17 protein-coding genes are annotated in these 17622 nt (G+C 70.0%); 9 read left to right on the forward strand and 8 right to left on the reverse strand.

The genetic code is table 11. The features are described from left to right. Positions 1 to 31: 31 nt before the first annotated feature. Positions 32 to 877 (reverse strand): SDR family NAD(P)-dependent oxidoreductase, encoded by an 846-nt coding sequence (locus AB0I32_RS04385; RefSeq protein WP_357503258.1) that lies wholly within the window; start codon positions 875 to 877, stop codon positions 32 to 34. 113 nt (positions 878 to 990) lie between these two features. On the opposite strand from AB0I32_RS04385, the gene AB0I32_RS04390 reads away from it, so the two are divergent. Continuing rightward, a complete protein-coding gene (locus tag AB0I32_RS04390; RefSeq protein ID WP_357503260.1) occupies positions 991 to 1596 on the forward strand; it encodes a TetR/AcrR family transcriptional regulator in 606 nt (201 codons plus the stop codon). Here AB0I32_RS04390 and AB0I32_RS04395 read toward each other — a convergent pair. Beyond that, on the reverse strand, positions 1593 to 2003 hold the full coding sequence (locus AB0I32_RS04395; RefSeq protein WP_357503262.1) for a DUF2809 domain-containing protein: 411 nt from the start codon (positions 2001 to 2003) through the stop codon (positions 1593 to 1595). The genes AB0I32_RS04390 and AB0I32_RS04395 overlap by 4 nt on opposite strands. Further along, positions 2000 to 3061 carry a cell division protein ZapE gene (zapE, locus tag AB0I32_RS04400; RefSeq protein WP_357503265.1) on the reverse strand — a complete coding sequence of 354 codons (1062 nt, stop codon included), beginning with the start codon at positions 3059 to 3061 and terminating at the stop codon, positions 2000 to 2002. The genes AB0I32_RS04395 and zapE overlap by 4 nt, the downstream gene beginning before the upstream one ends. Positions 3062 to 3084: 23 nt before the next feature. Between zapE and def the strand changes: the two genes are divergently transcribed. Next, positions 3085 to 3774: a peptide deformylase gene (gene def, locus AB0I32_RS04405; RefSeq protein ID WP_357503267.1), complete on the forward strand. Its 690-nt coding sequence runs from the start codon at positions 3085 to 3087 to the stop codon at positions 3772 to 3774. 3 nt (positions 3775 to 3777) lie between these two features. Here the strand turns inward: def and AB0I32_RS04410 are convergent, their stop codons facing one another. From AB0I32_RS04410 to AB0I32_RS04420, 3 genes are all read right to left on the reverse strand, one after another. Further along, positions 3778 to 4356, reverse strand: a complete 579-nt coding sequence (locus tag AB0I32_RS04410) for an alpha/beta family hydrolase (RefSeq protein WP_357503269.1) — start codon at positions 4354 to 4356, stop codon at positions 3778 to 3780. A gap of 95 nt (positions 4357 to 4451) precedes the next feature. Beyond that, the gene (locus AB0I32_RS04415; protein WP_357503271.1) at positions 4452 to 5294 is read right to left on the reverse strand and encodes a hypothetical protein; all 843 of its coding nucleotides are present in this window, start codon (positions 5292 to 5294) and stop codon (positions 4452 to 4454) included. Positions 5295 to 5343: 49 nt separating this feature from the next. After that, the gene (locus tag AB0I32_RS04420; protein WP_357503273.1) at positions 5344 to 5964 is read right to left on the reverse strand and encodes a hypothetical protein; all 621 of its coding nucleotides are present in this window, start codon (positions 5962 to 5964) and stop codon (positions 5344 to 5346) included. A gap of 297 nt (positions 5965 to 6261) precedes the next feature. Between AB0I32_RS04420 and AB0I32_RS04425 the strand changes: the two genes are divergently transcribed. Further along, complete coding sequence (locus AB0I32_RS04425; protein ID WP_357503275.1) at positions 6262 to 8823, forward strand: ATP-dependent Clp protease ATP-binding subunit; 2562 nt, start codon at positions 6262 to 6264, stop codon at positions 8821 to 8823. Positions 8824 to 9040: 217 nt separating this feature from the next. Here the strand turns inward: AB0I32_RS04425 and AB0I32_RS04430 are convergent, their stop codons facing one another. After that, on the reverse strand, positions 9041 to 9799 hold the full coding sequence (locus AB0I32_RS04430; RefSeq protein ID WP_357503277.1) for an IclR family transcriptional regulator: 759 nt from the start codon (positions 9797 to 9799) through the stop codon (positions 9041 to 9043). Positions 9800 to 9880: 81 nt separating this feature from the next. Between AB0I32_RS04430 and eda the strand changes: the two genes are divergently transcribed. From eda to AB0I32_RS04445, 3 genes are read left to right on the forward strand one after another with little or no spacing between them, the layout of a single operon-like run. Then, entirely contained in the window at positions 9881 to 10546 is a 666-nt protein-coding gene (gene eda / locus AB0I32_RS04435; RefSeq protein WP_357503279.1) for a bifunctional 4-hydroxy-2-oxoglutarate aldolase/2-dehydro-3-deoxy-phosphogluconate aldolase, read from the forward strand. Then, entirely contained in the window at positions 10543 to 11643 is a 1101-nt protein-coding gene (locus tag AB0I32_RS04440) for a sugar kinase (protein WP_357503281.1), read from the forward strand. Before eda ends, AB0I32_RS04440 begins: the two co-directional genes overlap by 4 nt. A gap of 29 nt (positions 11644 to 11672) precedes the next feature. After that, positions 11673 to 12668 carry an SDR family oxidoreductase gene (locus AB0I32_RS04445; RefSeq protein WP_357503283.1) on the forward strand — a complete coding sequence of 332 codons (996 nt, stop codon included), beginning with the start codon at positions 11673 to 11675 and terminating at the stop codon, positions 12666 to 12668. A 10-nt stretch (positions 12669 to 12678) separates the two neighbouring features. On the opposite strand, the gene AB0I32_RS04450 is transcribed toward AB0I32_RS04445, so the two are convergent. Beyond that, positions 12679 to 13695, reverse strand: coding sequence for a LacI family DNA-binding transcriptional regulator (locus AB0I32_RS04450; RefSeq protein ID WP_357503285.1), 1017 nt, complete (start codon positions 13693 to 13695; stop codon positions 12679 to 12681). A gap of 256 nt (positions 13696 to 13951) precedes the next feature. On the opposite strand from AB0I32_RS04450, the gene AB0I32_RS04455 reads away from it, so the two are divergent. The 3 genes from AB0I32_RS04455 (at position 13952) to AB0I32_RS04465 (ending at position 17612) form a co-directional block, all read left to right on the forward strand. After that, positions 13952 to 14977: an ABC transporter permease subunit gene (locus AB0I32_RS04455; protein WP_357503287.1), complete on the forward strand. Its 1026-nt coding sequence runs from the start codon at positions 13952 to 13954 to the stop codon at positions 14975 to 14977. Then, positions 14971 to 15885, forward strand: a complete 915-nt coding sequence (locus tag AB0I32_RS04460) for a carbohydrate ABC transporter permease (RefSeq protein ID WP_357503289.1) — start codon at positions 14971 to 14973, stop codon at positions 15883 to 15885. Before AB0I32_RS04455 ends, AB0I32_RS04460 begins: the two co-directional genes overlap by 7 nt. 83 nt (positions 15886 to 15968) lie before the next feature. Beyond that, positions 15969 to 17612: an extracellular solute-binding protein gene (locus AB0I32_RS04465; protein WP_357503291.1), complete on the forward strand. Its 1644-nt coding sequence runs from the start codon at positions 15969 to 15971 to the stop codon at positions 17610 to 17612. Positions 17613 to 17622 lie beyond the last annotated feature (10 nt).

Below are 17622 nucleotides of genomic sequence, written 5' to 3' on the forward strand. Positions count from 1 at the left end.
CACCGAGGCCCCGTGTGTGACAGCACGCCGGCTAGCCCTGCGGCGCCGGGATCGGCTCCTCGGCGGCGCGGCTCACGGCCTCCCACGCCTTCCAGGTCCGACGCCGTTCCTCGGTGACCTCGAACGCGATGTCATAGGCGGTGCCGCCGAGGAGCAGCCGGCGCGGCGGACGAGGGCTGGCGGCCAGCTCCAGGATCGCCGCAGCGGCGCGCTTCGGGTCGCTGTCGACGCTGTTCTCGGCGAACTGTGCGGCCAGGCGGTCGCGCAACCCGTCGTACTCGGGCAGCGGCGTCGCGGCGTCCATGGCGGTGTAGAGATCGGTCCAGTAGCCGCCCGGCTGGACGATCGTCACGTCGACGCCGAACTCGGCGAGCTCGTGCGCCACCGCCTCGCTCAGGCCCTCCAGCGCGAACTTGCTCGCGCTGTACAGGCCAGTGCCCGCGAAGCCTGCCAGGCCGCCGATGCTGGAGATCTGGATGAGGTGGCCGGAGCGCTGCCGACGCAGCACCGGTGTGACGGCCTGGGTCACCCAGACGGCGCCGAAGAAGTTCGTCTCCAGCTGAGCGCGGACCTGTGCCTCCGTGAACTCCTCGACGAACCCGTACGACATGGTCCCGGCGTTGTTGATGACCACGTCGAGGCGTCCGAAGGTATCGACCGCCCGCCGGACGGCGTCGCCTACCGACGCCGGGTCGCGGACGTCGGCGACGATCTGGAGCAGGCCGTCGCGGTCGTCGTCCTCCCGGATCGTGCGAGAAACAGCGGCGACCTGGTCGCCCGCAGCGAGTGCGGCCTCGGTGAAGGCGCGGCCCAGACCGCGGCTGGCCCCGGTGATGAACCAGGTGCGGCGCTGCGGGGTGGTGATCGGTTCAGTCATGAGTGCTTCCTCCACAGTTTGTCGAGACGGAGCGTCTCGACAAGAACGATGGCAGGCCGTCCTGTCATTGTCAATACGCAACGTCTCGTCTCTGCATGCGGTACCGTGCCCGAATGCCTACCGCACAGCAGCCGTCCACCGGACGGCGCCGCAACCCCGCCACCCGCGCGGCGATCCTCGGCACGGCCTTCGACGTCGTTGCCGAGCTCGGGTACGCCCGGTTGACCATCGAGAAGGTGGCCGCCCAGGCAGGCGTCGGCAAGCAGACGATCTACCGGTGGTGGCCGAACAAGGGCGCACTGGTGCTGGACGCCGTCCTGGAGCGCTCGCTCGGGCCGGGGGAGCCCGGCGACCTGCCCGACAGCGGCGACCTCGAGGACGACCTGACCGCAGTGCTGGTCGCCACCGTCGAGGAGTTCGCCGACCCCGCGTTCGACCGTGCGCTGCGGGGCCTCACCGCGGCGATCATCGAGGACCCGGAGCTGAGCCAGGCGTACCGGGAGCGGCTGGACGAGCCGATGCGCGACCTCAAGCGGCGTCGGCTCCGCCGGGCGCAGGAGGCGGGCCAGCTCGCCGCCGACGTCGACCTGGACCTCGCGGTGGACCTGATCTTCGCGCCGGTCACGCGGCGCTGGACGGAGCGGTCCGGCGACCTCTCACCGGACGGTGTGCGAGCGATCGTCCGGGGCGCGCTGCGCGGGCTGGCGGGTTCCGCCTAACGGGGCTGTGGGGCAGGACGACGGCTCCGGGTGGCCCGGTGCAGGGCCCAACCGAGCGCGGCGCCCACGGCGTAGAACGGCAGGTCCGGCGCGTTGAAGGTGGTGCCGAGCACCAGCCGCGCGAGCGTGCTGTGCGCGCCGAGCTCTGCGCGGACGCCGGTCAGCTGGAAGAGCTCGACCGCCACGCTCGCCGCGAAGGCCACGACGGCGGCGACCCAGGCCCGGGTGTGCGGCGCCACCACGAGCACGAGCCAGAAGATCAGCAGCGCGTAGAGCGCATCTCCCGCGTACTTCGCGAGGTCGCCACCGAGCACGGACCGCACGGACAGCCCTGCCGCCACGGTCACCACCGCCGCGACAGCGGGTACCAACCGCTGCCGGAGCCGGTTTCTCGTCCCACCCGTCATGTGCACTCACTCATGTGCGCAGTCTGCCGGAGCTGCCGTACGCGGCTGGCCGCCCGGGCGAGGTCGGGCGGTGCAGGGTGGCCCTCGGGCACCGCCAGCACCTCGTCCAGCGGGCGGTGCGCCGTCAGCACGAGCGGCAGATCTTGGTCGTACAACACGTCCACGAAACTCACGAACCGCTGCTGGGTGTTCACGTGGCACGCAGCGAACGGCCGGACGTCGGTCACCACCCACCGTCCGAACCGCTCCGCGAGCGTCAGCATGTCCAGTGCGGATACCGGGGCGGCGCACAGGCCCGTGAAGTCGAACCACACGACGTCGGCCGAGGCTCTCAGGGCTCGCACGCTCCGGCCGCCGCCCAGTGCGACGGCCACCGCCTCACGAGGGCTCGGCGGGACCAGACCGGCGTCGGCGAACTGCTGAGCAGTGCCTGGCACGAGGGCGGCTCCGCCGCGCCACCCCGGTGCGGCCGATGCGGTGTCGAGCACCCGGAGCTCGCGGTAGTCCACCGGACCGTCGACGGGCAAGACGTCGAGCTCGGTCTCCAGAAGGGTGATGAGCGGCTCCGCAAGCTCGTGGAACAGCGGGTCGGGCAGCAGACCTTGTGGCGGGTAGTTCGACGTCGCGACGAGGGTCACTCCGCGGCCCAGCACGTTGCGCAGGGCGCGGGAGAGGAGCATGGCGTCACCGGCGTCGTGCAGGTGCAGCTCGTCGAAGCAGAGCACCGGCGCGTCACCGAGCAGAGCGTCCAGGGCGCGGTCCATCGCGTCGAGTGTGCCCGTACGTGCCCACACCTCGGCGTGGAGCGCGCGGTAGAACTCGTGGAAGTGGAACCGCGGGCCACCTGCGAAATCGTGGAATCGGTCGAGGAGCCAGGTCTTGCCGCGGCCCACCGGACCCCAGAGATAGGCGCCGTGCGCGACGCGGCGAGGTCCGCGTCGGACGTTGGCGGCCAGCCGGTCCAGCAGGCCCTCGAGGTGCTCCGCCGCGGCCAGCTGTGCGTCGTCGAGCACGTACCCCGCCGTGCGCGCGGCATCGCGGATCGGCGTGGACTGCATGCGTCGAAGGTACCCTCTGTGCCATGGCATGGACCCGCCCCCGACGACGCAAACCCGTCACGTACCTGCTCGGAGAGCCGGTCGAGGAGTACCCCGCGACAGCCCCTGAGGTGGATCGTGGCCGCGTGCTGCGCATCACCGAGATCGGTGAGCCGGTGCTCCACAACCCGGCCCGGACGGTCGAGACGTTCTCGACCCCGGAGCTCGCCCGGCTCATCGACGACCTGTTCGCCACCATGGAGTCGGCGCAGGGTGTCGGCCTGGCGGCCCCGCAGGTGGGCGTCGATCTCCGCGTGTTCGTGTACGACCTGACGGACTCGTCGGGCGACCGGCACGTGGGGCACGTGGTGAACCCGGTGCTCGAGATGGACGCCGAGGCGGAGCCCGAGACCGAGGAGGAGGGCTGCCTCTCCGTCCCCGGCGCCTACGAGCCGCTGGTGCGCCCCGGCCGGGCGACCGTGCGCGGCGTGGACCAGCACGGAGGGCCGGTGCAGCTGACGGGCAGCGGGTACCTGGCGCGCTGCTTCATCCACGAGTCGCAGCACCTCGACGGCATCCTCTACTGGGACCACCTGGATGCGGACCTGCAGGCGGACGCGCTGGAGCAGCGCGACGAGGAACGCCCGCACATCATCGCGGAACGCCGCGAGATCGCCATCGAGCTGGACAAGACCCCGCCGGAATACCCGGAAAAGCCGGCCGGCGGCCGCTGACGCCTACAGCGAGGCGACCCAGGCGGCGACGGCGTCCGCCACCGCCTCCTGCCGGGCGGCGCCGCGCATGTCGTGCGCCCCGGACAGCGTCACCGTCGTGACGGGTCCGGGGATCGCCGCGACGTGCTCCGCGAGCTCGTCAGGGGTGCCGAAGGCGTCCTTGTCGCCGGACACGAACAGCGTGGGGACCGTGATCTGCCCGAAGTGCTCCACGCGGAGCTTCTCCGGCCGTCCCGGTGGGTGCAACGGATAGCTGAGGAGCACCAGACCCGCGGCGGGCAGGCCTTCCGCCACGGCCATCGAGCACATCCGCCCGCCGTACGACCGTCCGCCGAGGAGCAGCCGGTCCGTCGCGACGGCGAGCTCGTCGGCCCACGCCGTGGCTTCCGCCCGCAGGTGCGCGACGGCGACGGGCGCACGGTCCGGCATGCGCCGGCCCTCGAGGCGGTACGGGAAGTCGGCGCGGCGCACCGGCAGCGCCGGTTCGACGTCGGCCAGCGCGTGCTCGACGGCGACGAGCGCCGGGCTCTCCCGGTTCGCGCCCGCGCCAGGGGTCAGCAAGAGGCCTGCGGGGGTGCTCATCCGCCCAGTCTGCACCGGCTGCGGCCTGCGAGCCCGGCACGCGGGGCGTCGGGCGACGAGAGGTCTGCCCGCCCCGCTCCGTCGGTCAGGTCAGGTCAGGTCAGGCGACGCCAGAGCATCAGCACGCCGCCCGCTGTGAGCACCGCGCCGCTGCCGAGCACGGCCACCCAGCCGAGGGGAGAGATGACTTCGTCCTGCCGGATGGCGACGGCCTGGGCCCGGGGCCCCTGCTGCTCGTAAAGGCCCTGCAGAGCGTCCGTCTCGGACGGCGTGGGGGTCGGGGAAGGGCTCGGTGTGCTCGAGACGGACGGCGACGGCGTGGCGCTGGGCGTGGGTGTCGGGGTCGGCGTGGGGGTCGGTGTCGAGGAGGGCGTCGGCGTCGGCGTCGCCGCGTCGTCCTGGGTCTCCGGTCGCGCGGGCTTCGGCGTCGGGGCCGGGCGCTGCCCCTGTGTCGGCCGCTCGGTCTGGGTGGGCGTGGGTGTCGGGGTCGGCGTCTCGGTGGCGGGCTGGTCGTCGCCCCGGCAGGCAGTGCTGCCCTCCGACTCGTGCCAGTTGCTCGCGTCCTCGACCTCTACCCACACCACGCAGTAGCCGTCCGGATAGTTGTACCGGGCCTCCCAGAACATCGCCCAGCCGTTGTTCCGCTCGTCCCGGGTGAGCTCGCGGGAGTACGCCTGGCCACCGTTGCGCTGACCGAGGGGCCGGACCACGTAGGCGAGCTCGTCGCTCTCGCCGTCCCGCCCGAAGGCGACGCCGTCGGCGTTGACCCAGATGTCGTCGCGCGACGACTCGGCGGCTGCCGCGCGTGGCCCGGCGGCGGCTGCGCCCACCAGGGCCAGCACGGTCAGCAGGAGCAGGATCAGCAGGGCCCGGCGTCGGGCCGCGGCGTCACGCACCCTCGGCCGCGGCGTCGCGTAGGGGGCGGTGGCACGGATCACAGCGGCGATCGTACCGCCGTGCGGCGTGCCGCTGGGGGTGAGTTCCGGGTCAGAACCGCGGGCCGTCCTCGCCGTGGAGGAGGTTGCGGATGGGACGCGTGACGACATCCACGCGATCCACCAGGTCAGACGGCCCGGTCACGACCACCGCGCGGTCCGCGGCGGGAGAGTAGACGGCGGTTGTGTTGCGCACGGTGACCCGCATGCAGCGCTTGGCGGTGCCGTCCACCCGGAACTGCCGGGTCTCGCACGGTACGTCGTCCACCTCGGCGACGATCGCCCGCATCGCGCTGCGGTAGTCCTGGTAGGACTCGGCCAGGTCGGTGACGTCGGTGATCTCCGGGGGCGCGGCCGGGTCGACGTCGGCGTGCAGCGGTGCGACGAGCGCTCCGCTGCAGGCGGCACGGACGATGTCCTCGATCTGGGCCGGGGTCGCCGGCACGCGGAGGGTCTCGACCTCGACGGTCTCGCCGGAGAAGGTGCGGTAGGAGCGCAGGAAGCGCTCCTCGGTGGGGTCGGTGCTGTCGGAGAGCCCCGTGACTTCCTCCTCGACCAGGTCGAGTCCCCAGGTCAGGGGGTCGTCGACCTCGCCGACGACGCCGGAGAACCGTGCGAAGCGCGCGACGATCTGCTCCCAGGACTCGGGGGTCGGGCTCGGTTCGTCAGCCATGTGGCCTCCCCGGGACGGGTACGGGTCTGACACCGAGACTGCCGGGTGCGGGGGAAGGCGTCAATTACCTCCGCGGGAATCTGCCCGGAAATACCCGGGACTCGCCGCCGAGAGCCCGCGCCCGGGCGTGTCGCCCCGCACCGGCGTGTTCGAGGCCGGTCGAGGGCCGGACATCGTCACGCCCCTGGCGAACATGGGCATCGATCGGCCCATGGGCGCGTTGTGAGCGCATAGAGTCGTTGCGGTCAGGCCTGGTACCGCCGGTGCAGGTGTACGCCGCTCGTGAGGGAGCAGCACATGTTCGAGAGATTTACGGATCGCGCCCGTCGCGTCGTCGTCCTCGCCCAAGAAGAGGCGCGGATGCTGAACCACAACTACATCGGCACGGAGCACATTCTGCTCGGCCTCATCCACGAGGGTGAGGGCGTAGCCGCCAAGGCGCTCGAGTCGCTCGGGATCTCGCTCGACGGCGTCCGCACCCAGGTCACCGAGATCATCGGTGAGGGGCAGCAGGCGCCGAGCGGGCACATCCCGTTCACGCCGCGTGCCAAGAAGGTACTTGAGCTATCGCTCCGCGAGGCGCTGCAGCTCGGCCACAACTACATCGGCACCGAGCACATCCTGCTCGGTCTCATCCGCGAGGGTGAGGGCGTCGCAGCACAGGTGCTCACCAAGATGGGTGCCGACCTGAACAAGGTGCGCCAGCAGGTCATCCAGCTGCTGAGCGGCTACCAGGGTAAGGAGCCCGTCTCCGCAGGCGGTCCCCAGGAGGGCCAGCCCGCGGGCTCGGCAGTGCTCGACCAGTTCGGCCGCAACCTCACCCAGGCCGCGCGCGAGGGCAAGCTGGACCCGGTCATCGGTCGTACGCAGGAGATCGAGCGGGTCATGCAGGTCCTGTCCCGCCGCACCAAGAACAACCCGGTGCTGATCGGTGAGCCCGGCGTCGGCAAGACGGCGGTCGTCGAGGGCCTCGCGCAGGACATCGTCAAGGGTGATGTCCCGGAGACGCTCAAGGACAAGCAGCTGTACACGCTGGACCTCGGCGCGCTGGTCGCCGGTTCGCGTTACCGCGGTGACTTCGAGGAGCGCCTCAAGAAGGTGCTCAAGGAGATCCGCACGCGTGGCGACATCATCCTGTTCATCGACGAGATCCACACCCTGGTGGGTGCGGGTGCCGCCGAGGGCGCGATCGACGCCGCCTCCATCCTGAAGCCGATGCTGGCTCGCGGTGAGCTGCAGACGATCGGTGCCACCACGCTCGACGAGTACCGCAAGTACGTCGAGAAGGACCCGGCCCTGGAGCGTCGCTTCCAGCCGATCCAGGTGTCCGAGCCGTCGCTCGAGCACGCCATCGAGATCCTCAAGGGTCTGCGCGACCGTTACGAGGCGCACCACCGCGTGTCCATCACGGACTCCGCGCTGGTCTCCGCGGCCACGCTCGCCGACCGGTACATCAACGACCGGTTCCTCCCGGACAAGGCGATCGACCTGATCGACGAGGCCGGCGCACGGCTCCGCATCCGTCGGATGACGGCACCGCCGGAGCTCAAGGAGCTCGACGAGAACATCTCCGAGGCGCGCCGCGAGAAGGAGTCGGCGATCGACGAGCAGGACTTCGAGAAGGCCGCCGGCCTGCGTGACAAGGAGAAGCAGCTCACGCAGCTCCGCGCGGACAAGGAGAAGGCCTGGAAGTCGGGCGACCTCGACACGGTCGCAGAGGTCGACGACGAGCTGATTGCCGAGGTGCTGGCGATGTCCACCGGCATCCCGGTCGTCAAGCTCACCGAGGAGGAGTCCAGCCGCCTGCTCCACATGGAGGAGGAGCTGCACAAGCGGGTCGTCGGCCAGGAGACCGCCATCAAGGCGCTGTCGCAGGCCATCCGCCGTACGCGGGCCGGCCTCAAGGACCCGAAGCGCCCCGGTGGCTCGTTCATCTTCGCCGGCCCCACGGGTGTCGGTAAGACCGAGCTCGCCAAGGCCCTCGCGGAGTTCCTGTTCGGTGACGAGGACGCGCTCATCCAGCTCGACATGTCCGAGTTCTCGGAGAAGCACACGGTCTCGCGACTGTTCGGCTCCCCGCCCGGGTACGTCGGCTACGACGAGGGCGGCCAGCTCACCGAGAAGGTGCGTCGCAAGCCGTTCTCCGTGGTCCTGTTCGACGAGGTGGAGAAGGCGCACGCCGACATCTTCAACTCGCTGCTGCAGGTGCTCGAGGACGGCCGCCTCACCGACTCGCAGGGTCGAGTGGTCGACTTCAAGAACACGGTGATCATCATGACCACCAACCTCGGCACGCGGGACATCGCCAAGGGCGTCCAGACCGGCTTCAACTCCGGTGGCGACCTGGTGACCTCCTACGAGCGGATGAAGGCGAAGGTCAACGAGGAGCTCAAGCAGCACTTCCGGCCGGAGTTCCTCAACCGTGTCGACGACACGGTCGTGTTCCCGCAGCTCTCGCAGGACGAGATCATCCAGATCGTCGACCTCGAGATCGCGAAGCTCGACCGCCGTATGCGCGACCGGGACATGGGCCTCGAGCTCACGACCGCCGCCAAGCACCTGCTGGCCGAGAAGGGTTACGACCCGGTGCTCGGTGCCCGTCCGCTGAAGCGGGCGATCCAGCGGGAGATCGAGGACTCGCTGTCCGAGAAGATCCTGTTCGGCGAGCTCACCGCAGGCCAGCTGGTGATCATCGACGGCGTCGGCGAGGGCATCCTCGGCGAGTTCACGTTCCGAGGTGTGGAGCGCGACGAGCGTCGTCGTCCGACCACCGCAGAGCCGCAGTCGGTGCCCGCGGGCGCCGGGCTGGTGCCGCGCGACCTGCCGCCGTCGGGCCAGATGGCTGCCGGCGGGGCGTGATCGCCCGGTAGTCCGGATCGAGCCAGAAGGCCCGGTCGCTCCCGAGAGGGAGCGGCCGGGCCTTTGGCATGCCCGCTGCGGCTGTTCACACAAGGCAACCGACGGAGCTCATCGACTTCGGTCCGTTGCCATGAGATCGGTCCTTCAACCGACCGATCTCATGGCAACCGACCGATCTCGTCCGAGCTGGGCGGCAAGGGACCGATCTCGCGGGCGGTCAGCCTGGTGAGCCTGTCGCCGGCGGCACCGCCAGGCCTGCCGGGAGCAGCCCCGGCAGGACGTCCCGGAGAGCCGCGACCCGTTCGGCGCGGGCCGCTCCGGTGAGCCGCTCCACCGGGGCGGTGATGCTGACCGCCGCGACGGCGCGGCCGGCGCGCAGCAGGGGGGTCGCAATGCAGGCGATGCCCGCCTCGTTCTCCTCGGTCTCGCCGGCGATACCGGAGGTCCGCGCCTCCGAGAGCGCCGTGCGAAGCTGCTCGGGGCCGGTCGCGTCACCCGCGAACCGGGCGAGCGCCGCCTCGTCGAGATCCTGGACCGACAGGAGCGCGCGGCCCAGTGCGGTGGTCGCGGCAGCACGCCGCCGTCCGACGGCGGACCACACGCGGACCGCCCGCTGCGGCTCCACCTTGTCGAGGTAGACCACCTCGCGTCCCGCGAGCACGCCGAGGTGCACCAGCTCGTCGGTCTTCTCGCTGAGCGCGGTCAGGGCCGGGTGCAGCAGGGCGGGCAGGTTCTCCTCCGCCAGGTAGGTGCTCCCGAGGGAGAGCGCCGCGGGGCCGAGGCGGTAGGCGCCGTCCTCCGTCTGCTCGGCGTAGCCGCGGTGGCGCAGCGCGGCGAGCGTGCGGTGCAGGGTCGGCTTGCTGACACCGACGGCCTGCGCGAGAGCGGCCAGCGAGGCACCCCTGGCGCCGAAGCCGGCGAGCGTGTCGAGCGCGAGCAGCGCCTTGTCGACGCTCCCGAGCGGGCTGGCATCCATGGGGCTCCCTCACGTAGCATGCGTTTCGCAGTGAACAACAGTCGTTCACCATAGCGAAACCCTAGTCCACGAAGGAGCCCCATGTCATCCGCGGACAGCACAGTCCTCGAGACCCTCGCCGCCCACCGGCTCGTGCCGGTCGTGGTGGTCGACGGCGCCGATGAGGGCGCACGCTTGGCCGACGCGCTCGTCGCGGGCGGCCTCCCCGTCGCCGAGATCACGCTGCGCCTCGCGGGCGGCATCGACGCCATCCGCGCGGTCGCGAAGAACCAGCCCGACGTCGTCGTCGGCGCGGGCACCGTGACCACCGCCCAGCAGGTGGACGACGTCGTGGACGCCGGCGCGCGCTACATCGTGTCCCCGGGGCTGTCGGCCGCCGTCGTGCGGCGCGCCCAGGAGCACGGCATCCCCGTGCTGCCCGGCGTGGCCACGCCGTCCGAGATCATGGCGGCGCTCGATCTCGGGATTGACGTCGTCAAGCTGTTCCCCGCCTCCGTCGTCGGCGGGCCGGCCGCGATCAAGGCGTTCTCCGCGCCGTTCCCCGGGCTTCGGTTCGTGCCCACGGGCGGGGTGAGCGCCGCCAACCTCGCCGACTACCTGACACTGAAGCCGGTCCTCGCCGTCGGCGGCTCGTGGATGGTGGACCGTGCGCTCGTCACCGCGGGGGACTGGGACGGGATCACCAGCCGTACGCGGGACGCCGTCGCGCTCGCCGCCCAGATCGACTCCCAGGAGAACAACCGATGACCTCGCTCAACGTTCGCCCCGCCACCGAGAGTGCCTACGACGTCGTCGCCCTCGGCGAGGTGATGCTCCGCCTCGACCCGGGCAGCCGCCGGGTCCGCACGGCCCGCAGCTTCGACGTCTGGGAGGGCGGCGGCGAGTACAACGTGGCCCGCGGCCTGCGCCGCTGCTTCGGCCTGCGCGGCGCGATCGTCACGGCCCTCGCCGACAACGAGATCGGCCGGCTCGTCGAGGACTTCATGCTCACCGGCGGCCTCGACACCCAGTACGTGCAGTGGGTGCCGTACGACGGCATCGGGCGCACGGTCCGCAACGGCCTCAACTTCACCGAGCGCGGGTTCGGCGCACGCGGCGCCGTTGGGGTCAGCGACCGCGGCAACACCGCCATCGCGCAGATGAAGCCCGACGACGTCGACTGGGACGCCCTCTTCTCCCGCGGCGTGCGCTGGCTGCACACGGGCGGCATCTTCGCCGCGCTCTCCGAGAGCAGCGCCGATGTCGCGGAGGCCGCGATGGCCGCCGCCCGCCGGCACGGGACCATCGTGTCGTACGACCTGAACTTCCGGCCCTCGCTGTGGAAGGGCATCGGCGGCGAGGAGCGTGCCCGGGAGGTCAACCGGCGCCTGGCCCAGCACGTCGACGTGATGATCGGCAACGAGGAGGACTTCACGGCCTCGCTCGGCTTCGAGGTCGAGGGGGTCGACGAGAACCTCACCGACCTGGACACCGGCGCGTTCCGCGCGATGATCGAGACGGCGTCGGAGGCGTACCCGAACTTCCAGGTGATCGCCACGACCCTGCGCGGAGTGCGGTCGGCGTCGCGCAACGACTGGGGCGCCATCGCCTGGTCGCGCAAGGAGGGCTTCGCCGAGGCCACCCACCGGGCCGACCTGGAGATCTTCGACCGGGTCGGCGGCGGTGACTCGTTCGCCTCCGGTCTGGCCTACGGGCTCATGGAGCTGGGCTCGCTCCAGGAGGCCGTCGAGTACGGCGCAGCGCACGGTGCGCTGGCCATGACCACGCCCGGTGACACCACCATGGTGACGCTCGCAGAGGTCGCGAAGCTCGCCGGCGGAGGAAGTGCCCGCGTACAGCGCTGACCTGCCCATTTGGTGCAAGGATTGGCGGCATGTCGTCCAAGAGCATCCTGTTCATCGGTGGAAGCGGAATCATCAGCCACGCCTCGGTCGCCCGGGCCGCCCGGCTCGGGCACCGAGTGACGGTGCTCAACAGAGGCAGATCGTCCGCGCGCCAGCTTCCGGCCGGTGTGGAGACGCTCGTCGCCGACGCGAACGACGCGCAGGGAGTGGCCGCGGCGCTGGGTGGCCGGGAGTTCGACGTCGTCGCGCAGTTCCGCGCGTTCAGCCCTGAGCACGTGGCGCGCGACGTCGCGCAGTTCGCCGGGCGGACCGGGCAGTACGTGTTCATCTCGTCGGCGTCGGCGTACCAGACGCCACCGGCGCGGCTGCCCGTCCGGGAGTCCACGCCGCTGCGCAACCCGTTCTGGCAGTACTCGCGGGACAAGATCGCGTGCGAGGACGTGCTGGTCCGGGAGTACCGCGAGAACGGGTTCCCCATGACGATCGTGCGCCCGTCGCACACGTACGACCGCACGCTGCTGCCGACGTCGGGCGGCTGGACCGACGTGGCCCGGATGCGCGCAGGGAAGCCCGTGGTGGTCCACGGCGACGGCACCTCGCTGTGGACACTGACGCACACCGAGGACTTCGCCGTCGGGTTCGTGGGCCTGCTCGGCCACCCGCTCGCGATCGGGGAGTCCTTCCACATCACGGGCACGCACGCCCCCACGTGGGACCAGATCTACACCTGGCTCGCCGAGGCAGCGGGCGTGCCGAACCCCGACCTGGTGCACGTCGCGTCCGAGACGATCGCCAGGGTGCTGCCCGACATGGGGCCCGGCCTGGTGGGGGACAAGGCGCACTCGATGGTCTTCGACATCTCCAAGGTGCGGACGCTCGTGCCCGAGTTCGGCACCACGATCACCTACGACGTCGGCGCCACGGAGCAGGTGTCCTGGTATGACGCCCACCCCGAGGCGCGGGTGGTCGACGCCGAGCTGGACGCCGCGTACGACCGGCTCGCGGAGCACGCGCGCTCGATCTGAGCGAGGGCGCTCAGCCGGGCGGGGCCGTCGACTCCCGGACCACGAGCTCGGTCGAGAGGTTGAGCCGGCGCACCTTCGGCGACCTGCCGCCCGCGATGTCGAGGAGGATCTGTGTGGCGGCCGCTCCCATCTCGCGGAGCGGCTGCCGCACCGTGGTGAGCGGCGGGCCGACCCAGGAGGCCAGCGGCAGGTCGTCGTAGCCGACCACGGAGAGGTCCTCCGGCACGCGTAGGCCGAGCTGGTGCGCTGCCCGCAGCACCCCGAGGGCCTGCATGTCGGAGCCGGCGAACACCGCCGTCGGACGGTCGGGCTGCGACAGCAGCTCCAGGCCGTGGTCGAAGCCGGTCTCCACGTAGAAGTTGCCCTCCCGCACGAGCGCGGGATCGGCGACGGCGCCCACCTCCTCGTGCGCGGAGCGGAAGCCGTCCGCCCGGGCGCGGCTGCAGAGCATGTCCCACGGCCCGGTGATCATGGCGATGCGCCGGTGGCCCAGCGCCAGCAGGTGCCGGGTGGCCGCCAGCCCGCCGTTCCAGTTGTCGGAGCCCACGGAGGCGACGTCGGCCGGTGGCTCCCCGTCGGTGTCGATCACCACGTAGGGGATGCCCCGCCGGTCGAGCTGCTGGTGCTGCCCCTCGGACAGGTTCGCGGCGACGAGCAGCACGCCAAGGGGCGGGCGGGCGATGGTCGTGTCGAGCCACCGGGCGGGCGGGCGATGCTCGCCGCCCAGCTCGGACAGGATCACGCTGGTGCGCGACTCGGCGGCCGCGTCCTCGACGCCGCGGATGATCTCCATGGACCAGCCGGAGCCCAGCCGGTGGAAGACCAGGTCGATCAGGGCGGTGCCCGCCGGTGCGGTCGCCGGTCGCCGGCGTCGGTACTGGTGCTTCTCCAGCGCTGCCTCGACGCGGTCGCGGGTGGCGGGGGCGACGTCGGCCCTGCCGTTGAGCACCTTCGAGACCGTGGGCACCGACAGGCCGAGCTCGCTCGCGATCGACGCGATGGTGGGACCTGGCCGTACGTCCGTCATTGCGCAGGCCTTTCGATCCGGGCTCTGAAACTTTCGCTGCCGACGGTACACCAGCGTCGGGTCATCCCGCACTGAAGTTCGACGTAACCACATCGTGACAGTGCCGGCCGTGGGCTGCTCTTGACGATATGACGGTAACCATCCTAATGTCCCAGCCAACGACTCTCGGTAAAGCCGCCGATAGTTTCGAAAACGTTCCACGAAGACGTGGCGCCCTCCTGGTGGGGACCGGCACGGCGAGTGACCGGAGGACTTGATGGCACGAGGCACTGGGACGGTCGACGCCGTTCCCCGGACCGGTGACGGGCTGCCGGGCCGCGGAGCGGGTGGCGCGGTCGGCGGCGTGGGGCCCAGGCCGCCGCAGCAGCTCCGCAACAACGAGACCTGGCGTGTGTCCCTGCGCAGGCACTGGCGCCTGTACACGTTCGTGGTCCTGCCGGTGGTCTTCCTCCTGGTGTTCCGCTACGTGCCCATGATCGGCAACGTCATCGCGTTCCGCAGGTACCGGCCGGGCGGCTCGATGTTCGGCGACGAGTGGGTGGGCCTCTACTACTTCCAGATGTTCATCGGCAGCAAGCCGTTCTGGGACGTCTTCTGGAACACGGTGGTTCTCGGTGGGCTCACCCTGGCGATCTGCTTCCCGCTGCCGATCATCCTGGCGCTGATGCTGAACGAGCTGCGGTCGCGGCTGTTCAAGCGCGTGGTGCAGACCGTCACCTATCTGCCGCACTTCATGTCGATAGTGATCGTGGCGGGAATGGTCTTCCAGCTCACCGCGATCAACGGCACGATCAACCAGATCATCGAGGGGTTCGGCGGTGAAGCCATCCCGTTCATGCAGCGGGCCGACTGGTTCCGGACCATCTACCTGACCTCGGAGGTGTGGCAGACGGTCGGCTGGGGCACCATCCTCTACCTGGCCGCGCTGACCACCATCGACGACCAGCTCTACGAGGCGTCCCGGATCGACGGCGCCAACCGGTGGCAGCAGACCTGGCACATCACGCTCCCCGGCATCCGGCCGACGATGATGGTGCTGCTCATCCTCAACATCGGCAGCTTCATGGCGGTCGGGTTCGAGAAGGTCCTGCTGCTGTACAACCCCCTCACGTACGACACGGCGGACGTGCTCTCCACGTACCTGTACCGCGTGGGGATCGGCGAGGGCGGCAACTACTCGTTCGCCGCCGCGATCGGCCTCTTCGAGGCCTTGATCGGTGTCGCCCTGGTCGTCACGGCCAACCAGATCTCGAAGCGAGCGGTGGGAGCCTCCCTGTGGTGACGACGAACACTCCCGACATCACGGCGGTCAGCCCCGCCACGATCACGGTCAAGGACACGCTCGGTTACCGGGCGTTCCGGATCGTCAACGGGCTCGTGCTGGTGGTGATCACGTTCCTCACGCTGTACCCCTTCCTCAACATGGTGGCGAAGGCGTTCAGCTCCCAGGCGTACATCGCCGCAGGCCAGGTCAACCTGTGGCCGCGCGGGTTCAACCTGACCACGTTCGCGAGCGTGATGGGCGACTCGATCTTCTGGGTCAACTACCGGAACACGGTCGTGTACACGCTGCTCGCCACGGCCATCGCGATGGCGCTGACCACCACCTTCGCGTACGCGCTGTCCAAGCCGTACCTGAAGGGCCGGGGCGTCCTGATCGGCCTGGCCATGGTGACCATGCTGTACGCGGGCGGCCTCATCCCGAACTACCTGCTCATCGATGCCCTCGGGTTCAAGAACACGATGTGGGCGATCGTCGTGCCGGGTGCGATCAACGTCTTCAACCTCCTGGTCATGAAGTCGTTCTTCGACAACTTCCCCAGGGACCTCGAGGAAGCCGCGGAGATCGACGGCATGTCGCAGTTCGGCGTGTTCTTCCGCATCGTGCTCCCGCTGTCCAAGGCGGTCATCGCCACGATGACCCTCTTCTACGCGGTCCAGTTCTGGAACTCGTGGTTCCAGGCGTACCTGTACCTGAACGACCGGGACATGTACCCGGTGACGCTCTACCTGCGCAACCTGCTCGCCGCGGCGACGTCCACGACGGACCTCGGCAGCGACACCGTCCAGATCCAGGCGAACGTCCAGTCCGTGGCGATGCTGCTCACGGTCCTGCCGATCGTCTGCGTGTACCCGTTCATCCAGAAGTACTTCGTGTCCGGCGTGATGCTCGGCTCCGTCAAGGGCTGACCGCACGCCGTCCGGTACACGAGAGCCGTCCCGAACCAGCCTCACCGTCCTGAACGAAGGCGTTCACAACCCGAAGGAGAACCATGAGGATCACCCGCAGACGGGCTGCCGCCAGCTTCGCTGCGTCGGCCCTGGTCGTCACGCTGACGGCGTGCACGACCAGCGGCGGCGGCCAGGAGGAGTCCGGAGCCATCGACATGGAGTCGCAGGTCGGCTACATGGAGGACTTCGAGGTCGGCACCACGTTCAAGGCGACGGAGCCCGTCGACTTCAGCCTGCTGTACCGCGACCACCCCGACTACCCGTTCAAGGAGGACTGGTCGATCGTCCAGCACCTCAAGAACAACCAGAACGTCGAGTTCGAGTACGTCAACGTGCCGCTCGCCGACCTCGCGACACGGCGGTCCGTCCTCATCAGCTCGGGGGACGCGCCCGACATCATGCCCTCCATCTACGCGGGCGAGGAGACGCAGTTCCGGAACGCCCTGCTGCCGATCTCGGACTACGTGGAGCACATGCCCAACTTCCTCGACAAGATCGAGAAGTGGGGGCTCGAGGCCGAGGTCGAGCAGCTGCGCCAGGAGGACGGCAAGTACTACATCCTCCCGGGCATCCACGAGATCGCGAAGCCGCAGTACTCCATCGCTGTCCGCTCGGACCTGTGGGAGAAGGCCGGGATCACCGAGGACCCCGAGACCTGGGACGAGTTCAAGGAGCAGCTCGCGGCCGTCAAGGAGGCCAACCCCGAGATCGACTACCCGTTCAGCGACAAGTGGTCGATCAACAGCCCCATGGAGCAGACGCTCAACGCCGCGGCCCCCAACTTCGGGACCTCCGCGGGCACCGGCTTCATCAACGGCCTCTGGTGGGACGAGGAGGCCGGCGAGTTCACCTACGCCGGAGCCAGTGACGGCTACCGCGACCTGGTGACGTACTTCGCGTCGCTCGTCGAGGACGGCCTGATGGACCCGGAGTCCGTCACCCAGGAGATGGAGCAGGGCGAGCAGAAGTTCGCGTCCGGCAGCGTCGCCGCCATCAGCTCGAACGACCAGGAGCTGGTGAAGTACCGCGACAACTTCGAGCAGCTCGGCAACAAGGACGCCGAGGTGCACCAGATCGTGGTGCCCGCGGGCCCCTACGGCAGCTACCTCGCCGCGGGCTCGCGCCGTGAGTCGGGCATCGTGTTCGGCGCCGAGGCGGCGAAGGACGACGACTTCCTCGCGATGCTGCAGTTCGTCGACTGGCTGTACTACTCCGACGAGGGCCTGGAGTTCGCCAAGTGGGGCGTCGAGGGCGAGACGTTCGAGCGGGAAGGCGACAAGCGCGTCCTCAAGGAGGACATCGACGTGAACGGGCTCAACCCCGGCGCGCCCAAGGAGCTCCGCAAGGACTTCGGCTTCCACAACGGCGTCTGGCTGCTCGCCCACGGGTCCACCGAGGACCTCGACAAGTCGATGCTGCGTGACGAGGTGGTCGAGTTCCTCGACGGCATGAACGCGAAGGAGGAGCTGCCCCTTCCGCCGTCCATCACGTACGACGAGATGGAACAGGAGCAGGCGACGCTCTACCAGACGAACCTGCAGGACACCGTCTACCAGAACACCGCGCAGTTCATCGTCGGTGAGCGGCCGCTCAGCGAGTGGGACGACTACGTCGCCGAGCTCGAGGCGGCAGGCATGACCGACTACGTCGAGCTGGCCAACGGCGCTCTCGACGGTGGCGAGTGACCGTCACCCG

It is taken from the genome of Promicromonospora sp. NPDC050249, assembly GCF_040656015.1.
Lineage (GTDB): Bacteria > Actinomycetota > Actinomycetes > Actinomycetales > Cellulomonadaceae > Promicromonospora.